Source organism: Enterovibrio baiacu, assembly GCF_004120195.1.
GTDB classification, from domain to species: Bacteria; Pseudomonadota; Gammaproteobacteria; order Enterobacterales; family Vibrionaceae; genus Enterovibrio; species Enterovibrio baiacui.
In genome coordinates, this window is the sequence record NZ_SCHN01000007.1 from 1 (window position 1) to 17,000 (window position 17,000).

General features: G+C 46.9%; 19 protein-coding genes. 16 read left to right on the forward strand and 3 right to left on the reverse strand.

Translation table 11 applies throughout. The features are described from left to right. The 4 genes from EQP46_RS04835 to EQP46_RS04850 form a co-directional block, all read left to right on the forward strand. Positions 1-892 (forward strand): transposase (locus EQP46_RS04835; protein ID WP_129492577.1); only part of this gene is annotated, 892 nt, incomplete at its 5' end. A gap of 591 nt (positions 893-1,483) precedes the next feature. Further along, positions 1,484-2,668 carry a pentapeptide repeat-containing protein gene (locus tag EQP46_RS04840; protein ID WP_129492578.1) on the forward strand — a complete coding sequence of 395 codons (1,185 nt, stop codon included), beginning with the start codon at positions 1,484-1,486 and terminating at the stop codon, positions 2,666-2,668. A 336-nt stretch (positions 2,669-3,004) separates the two neighbouring features. Then, positions 3,005-3,604, forward strand: a complete 600-nt coding sequence (locus EQP46_RS04845) for a class I SAM-dependent methyltransferase (RefSeq protein WP_129492579.1) — start codon at positions 3,005-3,007, stop codon at positions 3,602-3,604. Between the two features lie 40 nt (positions 3,605-3,644). Continuing rightward, on the forward strand, positions 3,645-4,202 hold the full coding sequence (locus EQP46_RS04850; protein WP_129492580.1) for a GNAT family N-acetyltransferase: 558 nt from the start codon (positions 3,645-3,647) through the stop codon (positions 4,200-4,202). Between the two features lie 67 nt (positions 4,203-4,269). Here EQP46_RS04850 and pyrC read toward each other — a convergent pair whose 3' ends face one another. Beyond that, positions 4,270-5,298, reverse strand: a complete 1,029-nt coding sequence (gene pyrC / locus EQP46_RS04855; RefSeq protein WP_129492581.1) for a dihydroorotase — start codon at positions 5,296-5,298, stop codon at positions 4,270-4,272. Positions 5,299-5,672: 374 nt separating this feature from the next. Here pyrC and EQP46_RS04860 point away from each other — a divergent pair, with 374 nt between their 5' ends. The 3 genes from EQP46_RS04860 (at position 5,673) to EQP46_RS24195 (ending at position 6,869) form a co-directional block, all read left to right on the forward strand. Further along, positions 5,673-6,011, forward strand: coding sequence for a hypothetical protein (locus EQP46_RS04860; protein WP_129492582.1), 339 nt, complete (start codon positions 5,673-5,675; stop codon positions 6,009-6,011). Positions 6,012-6,219: 208 nt separating this feature from the next. Beyond that, complete coding sequence (locus EQP46_RS04865; RefSeq protein ID WP_129492928.1) at positions 6,220-6,558, forward strand: ribosomal maturation YjgA family protein; 339 nt, start codon at positions 6,220-6,222, stop codon at positions 6,556-6,558. Next, entirely contained in the window at positions 6,555-6,869 is a 315-nt protein-coding gene (locus tag EQP46_RS24195) for an antibiotic biosynthesis monooxygenase family protein (protein ID WP_167482750.1), read from the forward strand. The genes EQP46_RS04865 and EQP46_RS24195 overlap by 4 nt, the downstream gene beginning before the upstream one ends. Positions 6,870-6,878: 9 nt before the next feature. On the opposite strand, the gene EQP46_RS04875 is transcribed toward EQP46_RS24195, so the two are convergent. Then, complete coding sequence (locus tag EQP46_RS04875; protein WP_129492583.1) at positions 6,879-7,649, reverse strand: class I SAM-dependent DNA methyltransferase; 771 nt, start codon at positions 7,647-7,649, stop codon at positions 6,879-6,881. 266 nt (positions 7,650-7,915) lie between these two features. On the opposite strand from EQP46_RS04875, the gene EQP46_RS04880 reads away from it, so the two are divergent. Then, positions 7,916-8,326: a DUF1330 domain-containing protein gene (locus EQP46_RS04880; protein ID WP_129492584.1), complete on the forward strand. Its 411-nt coding sequence runs from the start codon at positions 7,916-7,918 to the stop codon at positions 8,324-8,326. 9 nt (positions 8,327-8,335) lie between these two features. After that, a complete protein-coding gene (locus tag EQP46_RS04885) occupies positions 8,336-8,842 on the forward strand; it encodes a GNAT family N-acetyltransferase (protein WP_240671653.1) in 507 nt (168 codons plus the stop codon). A gap of 72 nt (positions 8,843-8,914) precedes the next feature. Here EQP46_RS04885 and EQP46_RS04890 read toward each other — a convergent pair whose 3' ends face one another. Continuing rightward, positions 8,915-10,918 (reverse strand): methyl-accepting chemotaxis protein, encoded by a 2,004-nt coding sequence (locus EQP46_RS04890; protein WP_129492585.1) that lies wholly within the window; start codon positions 10,916-10,918, stop codon positions 8,915-8,917. Between the two features lie 453 nt (positions 10,919-11,371). On the opposite strand from EQP46_RS04890, the gene hinT reads away from it, so the two are divergent. The 7 genes from hinT to ycfP all read left to right on the forward strand — a co-directional run bounded on the left by hinT (position 11,372) and on the right by ycfP (position 16,675). After that, the gene (hinT, locus tag EQP46_RS04895; protein ID WP_102318925.1) at positions 11,372-11,722 is read left to right on the forward strand and encodes a purine nucleoside phosphoramidase; all 351 of its coding nucleotides are present in this window, start codon (positions 11,372-11,374) and stop codon (positions 11,720-11,722) included. Continuing rightward, the gene (locus tag EQP46_RS04900; protein WP_129492586.1) at positions 11,722-13,185 is read left to right on the forward strand and encodes a COG3014 family protein; all 1,464 of its coding nucleotides are present in this window, start codon (positions 11,722-11,724) and stop codon (positions 13,183-13,185) included. The genes hinT and EQP46_RS04900 overlap by 1 nt, the downstream gene beginning before the upstream one ends. Next, positions 13,185-13,571: a YcfL family putative periplasmic lipoprotein gene (locus EQP46_RS04905; RefSeq protein ID WP_017009066.1), complete on the forward strand. Its 387-nt coding sequence runs from the start codon at positions 13,185-13,187 to the stop codon at positions 13,569-13,571. Before EQP46_RS04900 ends, EQP46_RS04905 begins: the two co-directional genes overlap by 1 nt. A gap of 33 nt (positions 13,572-13,604) precedes the next feature. Further along, complete coding sequence (lpoB, locus tag EQP46_RS04910) at positions 13,605-14,195, forward strand: penicillin-binding protein activator LpoB (RefSeq protein ID WP_017009067.1); 591 nt, start codon at positions 13,605-13,607, stop codon at positions 14,193-14,195. 3 nt (positions 14,196-14,198) lie between these two features. Beyond that, the gene (locus EQP46_RS04915; RefSeq protein ID WP_240671654.1) at positions 14,199-15,071 is read left to right on the forward strand and encodes a phosphotransferase; all 873 of its coding nucleotides are present in this window, start codon (positions 14,199-14,201) and stop codon (positions 15,069-15,071) included. A gap of 19 nt (positions 15,072-15,090) precedes the next feature. Next, a complete protein-coding gene (locus EQP46_RS04920; protein ID WP_129492587.1) occupies positions 15,091-15,942 on the forward strand; it encodes a DUF6279 family lipoprotein in 852 nt (283 codons plus the stop codon). Positions 15,943-16,132: 190 nt separating this feature from the next. Continuing rightward, on the forward strand, positions 16,133-16,675 hold the full coding sequence (gene ycfP, locus EQP46_RS04925) for an alpha/beta hydrolase YcfP (RefSeq protein ID WP_129492588.1): 543 nt from the start codon (positions 16,133-16,135) through the stop codon (positions 16,673-16,675). Positions 16,676-17,000 lie beyond the last annotated feature (325 nt).

Genomic DNA, 17,000 nt, shown 5'->3' on the forward strand with positions numbered 1-17,000 from the left:
TCGTCGGTCATTTCTCTGTGGCTATGATGAGCAAGCGCAACAAAGTTACGAACATCGTCGAGAGTGGATTGAAAAACGACTACTTGCACTGGCAGGTGCGTTTTGTATCGATGTATGCGCTTACGCCATCATGAGTAATCATTATCATGTGGTTTTGCATATCAATGCTGAAAAGGCAAAAGCGCTGTCAAATATAGAGGTGGTTGAACGTTGGCTCGCTTTTCATCATGGACCCGCGTTAATTCGACGCTTTATTCAGGGAGATAAACTGTCTGAGGCGGAAACTGAAAGGTGCAATGAGATTATTGAAGCGTGGCGAGAGCGGCTTGTATCAATCAGTTGGTTTATGCGTCTGATCAATCAACACGTTGCCTCAGAAGCGAATAGAGAGGACAACTGTACCGGACATTTCTGGGAAGGGCGCTTTAAAAGCCAAGCATTGCTTGATGAGAAAGCCGTCGCCGCAGCCATGGCCTATGTCGACTTGAACCCTGTACGTGCAGCAATTGCCGAGACACCAGAAACGTCGGATTATACGAGCGTGAAAGCGCGCATTGATGCGATAGAAAGTAATAAAACCTCTCCACCAGGCTTGTTTCCTTTTGCAGGCAACCCACGAGAGAATATGCCAGATGGTATTCCTTTTCGGCTAATGGATTACCTCGCATTGGTTGATTGGACAGGAAGGCAAGTGCGGGACGATAAACGTGGACATATCGATATTACTTCGCCGCCACTGCTCGAAAGGCTAGGGTTTGATGCCAAAAGTTGGTTGACCACATGCACGCAAATTGAGCAAGGTAGTATTGTCGGCACAGAAGCCGCTATAAAGTCTGCGTTACCTCACCTGCAGCGGAAGCGATTTTCCGGCTTTCGGTTGCCAAACCGCTAATAAAAACTCTCCTCTAGAACAAACGATGTCTCAGGCGTTAGCCTGAGGTTTTTGCTGCGTGTCATTCAGTCAAACTCCGTAATTTCTTCTCCGACTGAGCGCTATGATAGCTTTGGTCTGCAGAATGACGTGCTCGACAGAGAAAATGCGTCTTTCTGGATTTTCAACTGGGATGAATTTTAAACGCGCCTGTTCCCAATTAGGAAGACTGTCTGTCCCTGGTTAGGACGCCTGTCCCCAATTAGGAAGACTGTCTGTCCCTGGTTAGGAAGGCCATATCACATTTTCTTTAATTTCGTTTTAAATTTAATTTTGTTATGTCTGAATAAAACCAATAAAGGGTTTGTTGTGCGGTATAAAAATAACAAAGTTATTAATGTAACGTTTTGTATGATGATTATGGATGAGGCGAGTTTAAATAACCGCACTTCATGTTTGGTTGGAGTTAGGCATTAAAAGCATACAAGTCGTATAGGAATTTATACTTGCACGTGGTCGATACGGTTTTGTCGAACTCAGAGTGAATAGAGTGTTTTTTTTTGCTTATACTTTCGTTTTATTTGGTCGTTTTTTCAAAGGTTAATTGTAAATATGGATACGATTAAATTGGTTGAAGAAAGCTTTGCGAAACTGCCCGATGGAAAGAAGTTCGCAGAGCTTTTCTATCAACGGATTTCAGAGCATTCGCCGCACCTGATGCCACTTTTCGCGAATACCTCGATGACAAAAATGGCCGACAAATTACTTGCGGCGCTGACGGCAATGGTTGCCGCTTTGCATGATCCGGAAAAGTTGCAGAATATGCTGGGACCACTGGGGCAGCGGCACTTGTCTTACGGTGTGCTGGAGTCGCATTATTCGATAGTCGGTCAAACCTTACTTCAAACGTTCGAGGAAGAGCTAGGAGAGGAATGGACGGATGATTACGCAGCTGCTTGGTCAGAGGTTTACAGCAACGCCGCAAAGATAATGCAAGAGGGTGCAGCAAAAGCGAAAGCACAAAACCAAAGCGCCACTGAGACAGTCAAGAAACCCGTAAAAACGGGCGCTTTGGCATGGCTGTATTCTCTGCCAGTGCCAAAGCTATTGGCCTTTTGGTTGGCACTGTCTGTGGTGGTATTGGAAATTGCCGCCATATATGGGGTGCCGAATTGGACAAGGTTACTCAGTGCCTGCTCATTGGTGCTGTTAATCCTGACGATGCTTCGGGGTAATAACGATGCAGAAAAAGCCGGAATTTTAGAATGTTGGAAAACGATTGATAGCTCCCACGGCGTAAAAACATCCCGGGCGAGGCAGATTGCGATGGAGCGCCTAAACGAAAAGAAATGCGCAATGAACAGACTGGATCTGGCAGAAGTGTGTTTGATGAAAATATCATTGGATGGTGCTGACCTGAGTGATTCCAACTTGAGTGAGGCAGACCTGACGGAATCATCGCTGGCAGGGGCAAATTTTACCAAAGCGCGGTTAGACAAAGCGTTGTTGGTGAGTGTCTATGCGCCGAAAATAGACATGTCATTTGTCACCCTGGCCAAGGCTAATCTTTCATCATCCAATTTGGAAAAGGGCTCGTTTCTTTTTTGCAACATGAAAGGGGCCAATCTATCAGGCGCCAATTTGAAGGGCGCAAATCTAACTGGTGTCTTGATGGACAAAAATACCTACCTATCGGGGGCTGATCTTCGAGGAGCGATCATAGATGACAGTATGCTGGAGCAAGCCTATACCATTGGAACGATTATGCCTGACGGGAGTGTAGCCACCGAGGTATAGTATGTATAAAGGCGATAGGTTTCTGATTTATTTTAAGATCATTAAAGCAGCTCAGACCATGAACCAAAAATCTGACTCCAATTTCTATTTGGAGAACCAGAGTGCTCTGTCGTGATGCGGGATCTTTTTCATCATGTAAATACAGCCTGAAATCCTCGTTACTCCTCAGAAAGTGAAACAAATGAAAACCGTAAGGCTAATTTTTCGCGTTCCAGCCATTCCTTACTGGCGTAGATATGTCATGCTAAAACACAAATAGACGGTCACAGAGCGCCGGCGGCTGGACTACTAAGCGCGCTGCTTCTCACCAAAACCGCCCAAAAAGGAGCGCATGGCGTGAAACCGCAGCAGATAGGTCAGGCTTATAACCAAATCACTCACCTTTGGGAGAGTGAGCGCTTCAACATGAACAACGGTATTGAGCAGCACAAGAAAGCCATCGCGTTTGTTGATGCGCGAGGAAAAGCGCTGGATATTGACTGTGGTTGCACAGGCCGTTTTATCGAGCTGTTGTCTCATGAAGGCTTTACGCCAACAGGGCTTGATGTTTCGACCGAAATGCTAAAAATTGCGCAAAAGCGCTATCCTGATACCGACTTTGTTCTGGCGGATATTTGCGAATATACCCTGCCTGAAAAGTATGACTTCATTACAGCATGGGACAGTATTTGGCATATCCCGCTCTCGGAGCAACGCGCAGTGCTCACCAAAATTATCGAGAATCTGAATGTGGGCGGTGTGTTTATCTTTTCTTTCGGCGGTACCGCCGCTGAAGGCGACCACACTGACGATTATATGGGGCCAGAAGTTTACTATTCTTCGTTAGGCACGAATGGCTTTTTGTCTCTATTCATCGAACTAGGTTGTGTGATCAGACACTTGGAGTTTGATCAATATCCAGAGCTTCATACCTATCTGATTGTCGAAAAAGCGTAATCACGGCCCATTTCCAGCTCTTTACTCAGAGAGAGGCATCATGACCTTAGAAACCACCAGACTCTTGCTCAGGCAATGGAAAGAGGATGATTACTCGGCTTTTGCTGCATTGAATGCAAGCCCAGAAGTCATGCGCTATTTTCCGGCTCAATTATCTCGCTCAGAAAGTGATGCACTCGCAAAGCGATCACAGTCTCTTATTTCAGAGAGGGGCTGGGGTTTCTGGGCGGTTGAGCTTAAAGACGCGGGGCAGTTTATTGGTTTAGTTGGCCTCCATACGCAGGACGAGAATAGTGGTATTCCTCAAGCGCCTCTTGTTGAAGTCGGTTGGCGTTTAGCGTCAGAATTCTGGGGGAAAGGCTACGCGTCTGAAGCTGCCGAGAGGGCATTGAGGTTTGCCTTTGACGAGCTTAATTTATCATCGGTATATGCGTTTACCGCGTTAGATAATGTGCCCTCTCAGGGGGTAATGATAAAAATTGGTATGGTGAACAGCCATAATGACTTTGATCATCCGATGCTACCAAAAGGACATCCGCTAGAGCGGCACTGTTTATACAAAATCACGCGAGAGCAGTTTTTAGCCAAATATGAGTGATGGGTTTTTCGAAATAAAAAAGCCGAGTGCATCACTGCACTCGGCTTTTTTTGTTGGTCAACGTGGCTTATTTCACTGTCCAACTAATGCTTTCGCCTGCGCGAATAGGCACAACAACATCTGAACCAAACGGCATGGTGTCGGCAACTGACCACTCTTCTTTGGTCAGTGTTACCGTGTCACTGTTACGTGGAAGGCCATAGAAGTCTGGGCCGTTTTGGCTAGCAAACGCTTCCAAGTTATCCAGCTTGCCTTCTTGCTCAAATACTTCTGCGTAAAGTTCAAGGGCAGCATGTGCGGTGTAAGATCCGGCGCAACCACAGGCCGATTCTTTCGCGCCTTTGGCGTGAGGTGCTGAGTCAGTGCCCAAGAAGAATTTTTTGCTGCCACTGGTGGCGGCTTCAACCAAGGCTTTTTGGTGGGTGTTGCGCTTTAGGATTGGTAAGCAGTAAAAGTGCGGCTTAATGCCACCAACAAGCATATGGTTGCGGTTATACATCAGGTGGTGCGCTGTGATGGTTGCAGCAACGTTGTCGTTGGCATTTTTCACAAAATTTGCCGCATCTGCTGTAGTGATGTGCTCAAGAACGATTTTTAGCCCCGGGAAATCGTTAACGATAGGCGCTAATACGGTATCGAGGAACGCCTTTTCGCGGTCGAAAATATCAACGTCATGATGCGTAACCTCACCGTGAACAAGCAGTAACATGCCGACTTCTTGCATCGCTTCTAACACAGGGTAGATTTTGCGTGCTGATGTAACACCTGAATCTGAGTTGGTTGTTGCGCCTGCTGGGTAGAGTTTCGCCGCTACCACAACACCTGATGCTTTCGCTTTTCTGATTTCGTCAGGGGTGGTGTTGTCGGTGAGGTAAAGCGCCATGAGGGGTTCGAACTGTGCAGAAGGTTTTTCAGCCATGATGCGATCGCGGTAAGCGATGGCCATTTCGGTGTTTGTAACAGGAGGAACGGTGTTTGGCATGATGAGCGCGCGACCATTGTAGCGGCTGATGTCTTTGACGGTATTTGTCAGTACGTCACCATCGCGAAGGTGAACATGCCAGTCGTCAGGGCGTGTAATTGTTAGTGTGGTCATTAAGGCGTCCCTCCATAGCTAAAATATCGGATTGGAGCCTGTCAGCAAGGAATGTGAGAAAAAAGCAAACGCTTGCGCTCAGGCGGCAGGATAATAGAGTAAAAGGCGCGGTATTTCATCATCTTTCTCACTCAAGTGTCATTTTGGTGCGTCTTATCATGCCCCCATGTCATTAAAAAAGTCAGGCGTTATGGCGCTGTTTTCCCGCGCGGATAAGGCATTTACACGTTGAAGCATTAGCAGTGTTAACGGCTTTTCGAATTTATAATGGTGTAAATAATATTTGAAAAGGTTTGCTTAACAATTGAGCGATTGTTCCTGATTTGAACTATTCTGCTTTTTATAATGAACTGAAAACGCTTGGAGTTTTTTGCATGGGAAGCGCATCTCTTGTACCAGAAGGAATGAAGTTAAGTGTTATTTGTCGTCTCGAACCTGGGTGCCTCGGGCCACAAGGCGCCAGCAAGATAGACGATTTTTGTCAGTACATTGAACAAGACATGCTGGCGTTAAATACCGATTACATTGCGCTGAATGTCGTGCCAAGAAACGATAAAACCCTTCCTGAGATGCAATTCAATGTGATGGGGAAAAAAATGAGCCGAGCACAAGCCTCGCAATATCTAGAACGCCTAGAGAAAAGCTTGGATGATTTCGAAGCATCATTGGAAGATAAACTTGAGATTTTGATCGACAAGTACATGGGGTATTGAGCCTCCTTCAGCACTTGCACCACACTTTTTGAATAGACCGCTGAATTGACGGGCTGTTAAAGTCCGTTAAGGCACTCACTCACAAACAAAAACCATGCTTTTGTATTCTTAACGCATGTTATAACGCCTCTATATTTTTCTTTTCATCAATCGATTTCCGCGCCTTCTGTTTATGATCACATTCAATAGACATTACTTTCTTACGAGCATGGTGTTGTTCGTTATTCTTGTCTGCATCGCCATGTTCGTCAGAGACAGCTTTGTTCGTCCGTTTCTCGGTGATGTGTTGGTCGTGATATGGATGTACACATTTCTCGCTGCATTTCTCTCGGTTCGCCCTTTGGTGTTGTCACTGTTTGTGTTGGCGTTTGCCTACTGTGTCGAAATTGGTCAGTATTTCCGTTTAGTGGACGTACTCGGTCTGCAAAGCAATAAAATCGCAAGCATCGTTATCGGATCGACATTTGATTGGCTTGATCTGTTGGCGTATACGCTAGGGTGGGGTGTGATTTGGCTGTTTCAAAAACAACAGGGAGAAGAAATATGATCGCCAGGGAATGGAAAGCGACGTGTCCAAAGAAGCATGAAGAAGGGTCTATTGGGTATTTGTATGAGACGGGTGTGAAAGAGTCGTCTGAGACACCTGGATTTCTCGGTGCGCAGATATTTCAACGGGAAGTAGATGAAAGCGTTGAAATTACGTTAATAACGTACTGGGAAACGCTCGAATGTATTACTGCATTTGCTGGTGAGAATATCGACGTGGCTAAATTATACCCTGAGGATGCTCACTACGAACTGGTGCCAGATCACCATGTGAATCACTACCACGTGGTTGAAAACACGTGGCAGCGATAACGCAATCGATTAAGACTTTTTCACACAGGCCAACAGCGCATTGCCAGATGCGTTATCCCAAGAAATGATTTTGTCGTAATCGTGCTCGAAAACGTAAACGTCAAAGTAAGGCGCGAGCAGGTCTTGTAACTCGCTAAAGCTCACCGCAACCATTGGGTGTTCATCGTGCCAGATTTGCGTTTCGCTTTCGGTTGTTTTCTCTATACTCAATCGTAGCGATTGTTTGTCGCCCTCGCCGCCGTAATGCCAGCACGACTGAAACACAAAATGGCTACCTTCTTTTTCAGCACTATGACGAACAAACGAGTCATTGTTGATCTTGTCTTTGTCCACCGCGTTAAAGCAAAAAATGCCTTCAGGGCTCAGTGCGTGATAGGCGCTTTCAATTAAAGCTTTCAGTCGTTCTGTTTCACCGCTGTAATGCATCGAATACAGGAAACAGGTGATCAGATCTTTCGGTTCATCCACCGTAAACGTACACATGTCTTGAAGTGAAAATTGCGCTTCAGGGCAACGTGATTGCGCGATATCTAACATGGGTTGGTTGATGTCCAATCCACTGCTTTGATAGCCATAATCAAGGAAATAGCGAACATGCGGACCTGTACCACAAGCAAGATCAAGGTGGCGGTTTCCTTTGTTGCCAAACAGTTGATGCAGCCTGTGAATAGTTTGACTTTGCGCTTCGTAGTTGATGTCTACGCACATCAAATCATAGTAGCCAGACAAATCGGTATAGAGAGCATTAGACGACGCTTCAGAGGACGTATTGAACGACATAATAACCTGGTGGCTTGAGCCGAAAAATTGGGGTGGCGCATAGTATACTAATCGAACGAAAATGCGAAGTGTGTCACATCAAAAGATTCGTTGTTTTCATTCATTTCCCCTCTATGTGGTGTCGCGTTCGCCGCCATCCCTTTACACGGCTTTCACTCTTTTTGCGATGTGGCACTAAGCAATAACATATTCATTCTCAGCGCTTTAATGTCATTTTGGTGCGTAGTAGGGTGAGAGGTACAGTTGCTTTAAATGGACAGTTTCCTATGAACGTCACTAACGCCCTTTACCCAACAGACGCACAAATGTTAGCGCTGCATGAAGCGCACGATGATAAGCCGATACAGCTGTTGAATCTTTTTAAGTTCAAAGCGAAAGCAGAATACGCGGATGGTCGTCCTTGTACGTTAAGTGGCAAAGAGGCTTATGACCTTTATGGGCAGCCGATGCTAGAGGTATTGGCGCGCTATGGTGCAGAGGTGGTTTATTTTGCGGAAGTGACTGGGCTTATCATTGGCCATGTAGATGAGCTTTGGGATGCGATGGTGATTGTGCAGTATCCATCTCGGCAGGCTCTGTTAGATATGACATCCAGCGACGACTTCAATGCGTTACGTGTTCATCGCGAGGCGGGGCTTGAAGGGCAACTCAACATAGAAATGCGTGTGCCAGCGTGAATACAGCACATGCATGCTACTGAAGCAAAGAAGAAGGTAGAGGACAACACATTGGATAACCTCGTTATCTCGTCACTGTGTTTGGAAGACAAGCGCGCGATATTTGAATTTCTTCAAGATCCCGTGGTGATGCGATTTCTTGGCCCTCGAAGGCCTTTGACCGATGAAGAAGCATCAGAATGGTTCGAATTGGAATTGAACGCTGCAACGCGGCATGTATTCCGCACAAAAGACACGAATGATCTCGTCGGATTTTGCGGGATAAAAGTCATCGATGGCGTTGAAGATTTTGCTTATTTTTTGCTAAAAGCACACTGGGGGAAAGGCTACGCCGTGGACATGTGTCGCATGGTGGTGGCAACAATGCCGGCATCAAAGGATTTGGAACGCGTTCAGGTGTTTATCGCCAATGACAATTCAGCAAGCCAAGCGGTTGCAAGGAAATTGGGCTGGCCTCGCATCCGTGAATCAGACAATCAGTATGAAAAAGGGCACCTTTATCGCATAAGCCGGTGAACCCGCAGATAAAGCACAATAAAAGCGGGCAGCGAGACGCTGCCCGTTTGTGTTTGTGGAGCAGTGTGGCGATTACACCGTAAATTTATGCACCAATTCGTTCTGGCTAACGGCTTGTTGGTCTAAACGTTCACTTGCCCCGGCGACGTTTTGCATTGCGCTGTAGCTATTGTCGGCAATGAAGCTGATGTGTTCCACGTTTCGGGCAATGTCTGCGGACGTGGTGCGTTGTTCTGACGCGGCTTGCGCAATTTGGCTGCTCATGTCGCTGATCATCATGATGATGGCTTCAATCTCTTCCATGGCAGAGTTCGCGTCCGATGCTTGCGTGACGCTGTTGCTCATCTCATCCACACACTCTTGCATTACCGACACTGCTTCGCGAGATTGCTGTTGCAGCTTGCTGATCATGTCTTCGATTTCAGAGGTGGAATCAGAGGTGCGTTTTGCGAGAACGCGTACTTCGTCAGCAACGACGGCAAAGCCTCGGCCTTGTTCGCCAGCACGGGCAGCTTCAATCGCGGCATTGAGTGCGAGCAAGTTCGTTTGGTCGGCAATGTTGCTGATGACATCGAGAATGGTTTCAATGCTCGCAGACATTTCTTGTAAAGACGACACCACGGCAACAGATTGATCCAGGCGGGAAGATAGCTGGTGGGTGGTGCTGATGCTGCGCGTCATGATCTCACGACCTTTCGCGGCGGCATCGCTCACTTCCATCACTTTATCCATGGTTTGTTGCGCGCTGTTGGCAACGTCTTGGACAGAGTGTTCCATTTCGGTCATGGCAGCGGCCACGGCGGTGGTTTGTTGGCGCTGCTCGTTAAGCTGCGTTTTTGCCTCAAGCGTGGTGGTTTGGTTTTGAGCGGCCACTTGTGCTTGATCTTCTGCCGCATCACGGATTTGACGGAGAATGCCTTGCAGGTTCGCCGCCAACGTATTGATGTGATCGGCAAGCTGACCGAATTCATTGTGCTCTTTCACATCAATGCGCTTGGTCATGTCACCTTGCGTCAACGATTCAAGAACAGACAGCGTACTCACCAACGGCTTACGCACGCTGCGAGCAATGTGCCAGCCGATGAAGAAGGTGATCGCGAGTACCAATACACCAATGAAAATGGTCTGCTTTACACCGTTTTCAAAAGAGGTGTTTGCTTGTTGGATAGAGGAAGCCATCACGGAATTTGCTTGCTCGCGGAATTGCCCCAAAATGACCATCGCGTTATCAACCTCTGTAGCCAGATTACCAATGTTGCTGTAAAGCTCATTGGTGGCGACAAGGTAAGCGTAATGTTGATCCAAAACGCCGCCTTCACGGCTCACATCGCGGGTGAACGCATCCAGGTCTTTTTGGAACTTCTCTGTTAACTCAGGCAACTGAGAGTTCAGTGAGCGGAACGAGTAGTTAAGTTGCGTAACACTGCGTTTGTTTTCAGCAATCGCTTTGGTGACGTCATTCAACTTGTTGCTTGCGAGGGCATCAGACGTGTGCGTTTCGGTTTCTTGCAACTTTTTAAAATAGGTCTTCGAAATGATTTTAACCGTTGTTGAACCATTGTTCGCGATGAAATCCTGCATGCCTAGCGCGAGTGCCGTGTTCATGCGCTGGAATTGGCGAGCAGCGGTGACACCTTGTTCTTTTGCGGTTTGCTGACGCTGATAATTGCTGATAGCAACAGAGGCTTCAGAGAAATAACGTTTCTCTATTTCTCGTAAGGATTCGAGTTGAGAGGTCAGCTCTTTTTGTTGTGATGTCGCGGTATAGAGCTGACTCAAGGCAACATCGAATTTTTGTTGTGCGGCGTTAAACTTCTTTAGCACCTGTTCGCTTTGGGTCACGTTGCTGCTGGTGAGGTAGTCTTTGAAGATTTTGTCAGCGGCAAGCAGGCTGACACTGGCTTCGTTAGACAAAGACACCAAAGGCAATGCTTCAGAGGTGACGACCTCAAGTTGACCGTGAATTTTTTCCGAACTGCTTAAATTGAGGGTGTTCGTCGCCACAAGACTGACGGCGAGCACAGCAAACCCAGCGTACATCCTGCGGATGACGGAGCTTTGACGCGTTTTAGCCATTTGAATTCCTCCCACCAGAGCCTGCTCTAGTGCTTCCCTAAAATGCACCCGCTAAACAGATGGCGGGTTGCAATAAATACAGCAATCAATACGTAAGCGCCTTTTGCTCTCGTATTTATTTGTGGGCATGACGCTCACACGACGCTTAGGCGTTGCTCTTCTATGTCATCCGCCAGTATTTCAAAATCTTTATGGTAAAAAATCGTCAGACTTCCGAGTATTTGAACCGATTCGCAAATTTGCTGAGAGTTTGGTTAATAAACAACAGGTCAATGACACAAATGGAAAAAGTGCGTGGTGATATGGGTACTTTGCAGCGGTAAAAAGGGAAGGGGGTGAGCGAAGAGCAACAATTCTAGACACATGCGCTTTAAAAACACTGTTCAATATTGCTCATTGCGACAGTCTCTAGCATACTGACAACTTCATGAAATCATTCATTTGGAGTATCCCGTGGCCGAAGAAACCATTTTCAGTAAAATCATTCGCAAGGAAATCCCTGCTGACGTGGTTTATCAAGATGATCTCGTGACTGCATTTCGAGATATCAATCCTCGTGCGCCGAGCCATATTCTCATCATCCCTAACAAACTGATCCCAACAGTGAACGACATTGAAGCTGATGACGAATTGGCGTTGGGTCGTATGTTTACGGTTGCGCGCAAACTGGCAAAAGAAGAAGGCATTGATGAAGACGGCTATCGCTTGATCATGAACTGCAATGTTCATGGTGGCCAAGAGGTTTATCACATTCACATGCACCTTGTGGGTGGCCGCCCTCTAGGCCCGATGCTCATCGGTTAATGCGCCGTCATGCTAATTCAGCTTTCTCATGTCGAGTGAAAGCTGCTGTTAAAACGACAAAACAGAGGATTGGGCGTTCACGAACGCTGACTGTGGCTGTGTTAAGCCTAGCGTTAGTGGGGTGCGCCAATCTTTCTGTTCAATCGCTGTTTAGTCACTATTCAGCGGCGTTGCAAAGTACGCATGCACTCGCCAAGCAAGGTGAATGGAACGCGGCGTTAGCGTCGCTTCCTGATACGCCAGACAGTCCTGTTTTGGATGGCATGGAACGTGGACGCGTTGCCATGTTGGCGGGCGATAAGGCAGTGAGCCAAGAAGCACTTCAAAAGGCAGATGCCGCTGCGGTTGAACAGCAGCGTGCGGCGGTGATTCAATTGTCGGAAGGGCTGAATCAGGTCGGCTCCTTGCTGAGTAACGACAACATGCTGACGTATTCGCCGCCGGATTATGAATTGGGTTTTTTGCATCTTTACTTGATGTTGGATTACCTTCAGAAAAACGATCTCGAAGGCGCGTTGGTTGAAGTGCGTCGCGCAAACCGCGTGCAAGAAGAAGCACGTAAGCTGCGTGAAAGCGAACTTGAGCAAACCCAAAACGCGGTGAAACAGAACGGCATATCCGACAATGTGGGGGCGATCCTTTCTCGCTACCCCGATGCGGGAAAAATGCTGAGTAGCGTTCAAAATGGATACCTTTTCTATCTTTCCGGTCTACTGTATGAAGCAGAACGGAATTTGAACGGTGCATTTATTGATTACAATCGAGCACTTGCGGTTGAGCCTGATAATCGGTTTGTTGCGAATGCCGCCATGCGTGTGGCGTTTAAGCAAGGCCGACAAAGCGAATTGAAGTTGCTTGAGAAGCAGTACGGCAAATATAAAAAGCCGTCTAACGCCCAGGCACAGTTGGTGATCATCAACGAGCAGGGTGTTGTGAATGCCCGTGATGCTTGGCGTTTGCCGTTATGGCTTTATGACAGTCGCGGGAATCTGGTGTCGTACTCTGTGTCATTGCCATACTACCGTTCAACATCGAGCGCCCCTCAAAAGGCCTTAACCATTGACGGCAATGCAGTCACACCGGCGCAGTTGACAGATGTAAACGCCATGGCACAGCAGTCTTTAAATGAGGCAATGCCAGCCATTGCGGTTCGACAAGTATTACGCGTTGTGGCGAAGAACGAAGTTCGTAAGTCATTAGCCGAACAAGATGAAAGTGGTGTGGGCAACTTGGTTGCAAGCATCTTCAACGCGTTGAGCGATCAACCTGACACGCGCAGTTGGCAAACATTGCCACAAACCGCGGGTGTCTACAGTGGTTTTTATACCGCCGGACAGCATGCAGTAACCGCTGATGGCAAGACAATTAACGTAACACTCAATCCCGGCCAAACAACGCTCTTGTGGTTGTCACGACAAGGTGGAAATGTTGTGCATTGGCAGGGTAATTTAGGAGGAATCTGATGCGTATCTCAGTGATACTGTTCAGTGCAGCAATGGTCTTAAGTGGATGTGCGCAAAACACGTCCGGGATCAGCATAGACAGCAGCAACCAAAACGTCGTCCTTGGCAATGAAGTGCTGGGCAAATCTCTGGAATTTGGGAATGCAAAAACCAGTGAAGTGAACGAGCGTTTGTTGGCGCAAGTCATGGTGACGAACAAAAGCAGCGAGTCACAAAACCTGCAATACCGTTTCAATTGGTATGACGAGCAAGGGCTAGAAGTCGACAGTGGCAAATCACCTTGGCGACAGTTTATCGTCTACGGTAACGACACGGTGACGCTTCAAGGTGTGGCGTTAAATCCAAATGCTAAGAATTTTCGTGTGTCATTGCGCAACGTTCAGTGATACGTCTGATAGAGACTAAAACAGGAAAGTAAAATGAATAAGAGCGTAATAGCGCTGATGAGTGTCGCACTCATCATGGGGGGATGTTCGCAGAAAGTGAGCTACGGTGACGCGCAGGAAGTGGAAACCACCACCATCGAGTTCGGTTCAACCGACCTGCAAAAAATCGCCGTTGATATGACGGATAGCATGCTTTCTTCGGGTGCGATTTCTGCCATTACCCGTAATGATCGTCCAATTGTCTTTGTTGAATCCATCAAGAACAAAACAGCAGAACACATTGATACGGAATCCATCACTGACAGCATCAGCACCCGTATGCTGAAATCTGGCAAGTTCCGTTTCGTGGACATGACACGCGTTGATGCAGTGCGTGATCAACTTGATTTCCAAAACAACGATGCTTTGGTTAACCCAGGCACCGCGATCCAATTCGGTAAGATGGTAGGGGCGCAATACATGCTGTATGGCAACCTTTCTAGCATCAACAAACGTGCTGGTAGCGACGAAGACGTTTACTACAAAATGACCATGCGTTTAATGGATCTGGAAACAGGTTTGATTGAATGGGCAGATGAGACTGAAATTCGTAAGAAGCAGTCGAAATCAGTGCTTGGCTGGTAATACGTGCACAGTAACGCAATAGATGAAAAGGCCGCAGTGATAGAAACGCTGCGGCCTTATTGCATTATTACATCAGCAGAATATTTAGCGGGTGGGCTGAGCAACCGTTGTATGGTGCTGCAAGACGTTGAAGGGCAACGTTACGTGTGGCGACCACAAGGCGAAGGCGCGCGGGTTTTTGGTGCGAACAGGGAACATGAGTTCAATACCCTTGTCCTAGGTTATGAGGCTGGCTTAACCAGCAAGCCTGTGTGTGTAATACCGGAGGGGCTGCTCACGGCTTGGATTGACGGTGATGTGCTTGATAGTGCTGATGTAGAGACGGTGATGCCGCTGTTAGCACGTATCCATGAAATGACGCCACCCAATAACACGTTTGATCCGTTTGAAAAGGCGCAGCATTATTTTGCGCATCTCAGTGATTCGGCGAAAACGGATGCGGTTACTAAAATCCATACTCATTTTCAGCGACACGCGTTCCAAAGCGGTTTGACGCTGACCATGTGTCATTATGATTTGGGTTGTTACAATCTGATCAAGACGCCGAATGGGCAGCTTTCTGTGATTGATTGGGAATATGCTGCGCTGGGTGATCCTGCGTTGGACATCGTCATGACGGCGTTCGCAAATGACATCAACCTGTCGTCAGCAGTAAACCATTATTGCGCGCATCGACGTATCGACGATGTGGTTCACTGGATGGACATGTGTGAAAAGTGGGTGCCTGTGGCGAAATACCTCGGCTTACTCTGGTTTTTACTTGGCTATGAGCTCTATGGTTTAGCCTTGTACAAAGAACGTGCTGATACGTATCTGCATGAACTGGAAAACCTCATGCGTGGCGATAAACGGGTCGATAAAAAGACGCAGCGATAGAAAAGAGGAGAAGCAGGAAATGAAAAGGTGGCGACTGGATCTCAGACTAACGTTGCTGGCCATCGTGACGGTCCTGTTTCTTTCTGCGTGTACGAACAAGTTGGCGTACAACACCTTACCTTTTTGGATAGATTATTATCTGTCTGACTATGTCGACATGACATCGACACAACAAAAACAGCTCGACCGAGACCTTGATGCCTTTCATGTGTGGCATCGTCAAAATGAGCTTCCTAACATTCGGGCCTTGCTTGAAAACATGGAAAGCCAGCTCGAAACCCCGCTCAGTTACTCGGAAATCAACAGCTACCATGGGGTCGTGAACCAAACCATTCTCGCGTCCGTTCATGGGCTCACGCCCGCGTTGGCAAACTTGATTGCTTCACTCAGTGATGAGCAAGCCAAGCAATGGTTAAAAACAATCCAAACCAATGTCGATGAGGCCGTTGAAAAGGCCAATGAAGGGTCGCCTAACGAACAGTTAGCTCGACGCCAAGCAAAGCTCATTGAACGTGCTGAGTATTGGATTGATACCGTCAACAAGAAGCAGTCTGATCAATTCAAAGAAATGGCGAGTTACCAAATTGAAATGCGCCCCGTGTTTTATTCCATTCGAGATGGCTTGTTTGAAGAGTTAACGCTTATCTTCGAAGAAAGGGACGATCCTGCTCTGGAACAACGGCTGAATGCTTATTTTGCGAAGCTGGTGGTGTTTAAGAGCGACGACTTTCAAAGTGACATGTCTCTTTACTTAGCAAGGCGCTATGAGTTGCTGCAACGCATGGACAAACATCTTACGCAGACGCAGCGAAAAGAGCTCAGAAATACCCTAGCATCACTCAGTGATGATCTGGGTGCATTGGAAAACTGAGTGATTGGTGCGAAAGCTGACTGGTTAATTCCTCGACAAACAATGTCAATTTTGTTGACCGCTTTCGGGCTTTGTCTTTTATCCTCATAAAAAGTATGTGATAGCGGGGTGATTTATGTTATCACGTTGACTCACACGAAGAAGATCATGGTGCTCAATCTCACTATGAGCGACTTGAGAGGGAATTTTTGTGATTATTTATCTTCACGGCTTTGACTCCACAAGCCCAGGCAACCATGAAAAAGTACTGCAGTTGCAGTTTATCGATCCTGATGTGCGTTTCATCAACTACAGCACGCTTCACCCAAAACATGACATGCAACATCTGCTCAAAGAAGTCAGCAAGCACATGTCACTTTCTGATGACAAAAATCCGTTGATCTGCGGCGTCGGTCTTGGTGGTTTTTGGTCTGAGCGAATTGGCTTTCTCAGCGGCATCAAGCAGGTCATTTTCAACCCTAATCTTTTTCCTGAAGAAAACATGGAAGGACGCATCGATCGTCCTGAAGAATACCGCGACATCAGCACCAAGTGTGTAGAGAGTTTCCGTCAAAAGAACGCGGGTCGTTGTATGGTGGTGTTGTCTTCAGAAGATGATGTGCTCGACAATCAACGCAGCGCTTCACTCCTTAGTCCGCATTACGATGTTATTTGGGATGATAACCAAACACACAAATTCAAGAGCATTTCTTCCCACCTCCAAGCAATGAAAGCATTCAAAGAAAGTGCATAGCGAGAATGCGAACAGCAATGCGGGTTGTAAATGCCCGTATTGCTGAGTGTTTTTCACTTGTTTCTGATTGTTAATCAGTTTGATGGATTTGGCGATTTTTACTGCAACAGATGTATATGTGCAGATTTAAAAATTGATTGAGATCAAGTGAACTGTATAATGATTAGGTCTGAAATGAGCAGCAAATCAAAAAATAAAATGCTCATCCGCGGAAACAGAACAACGAACAAATCCGCAAGATAGAAGGCTAAAAAAGCCAATCAAAACCTCACCCACATTGCCCAATTTTTAGCTTCGTGCTGCTGCACGAGGTGACTAACAGTTT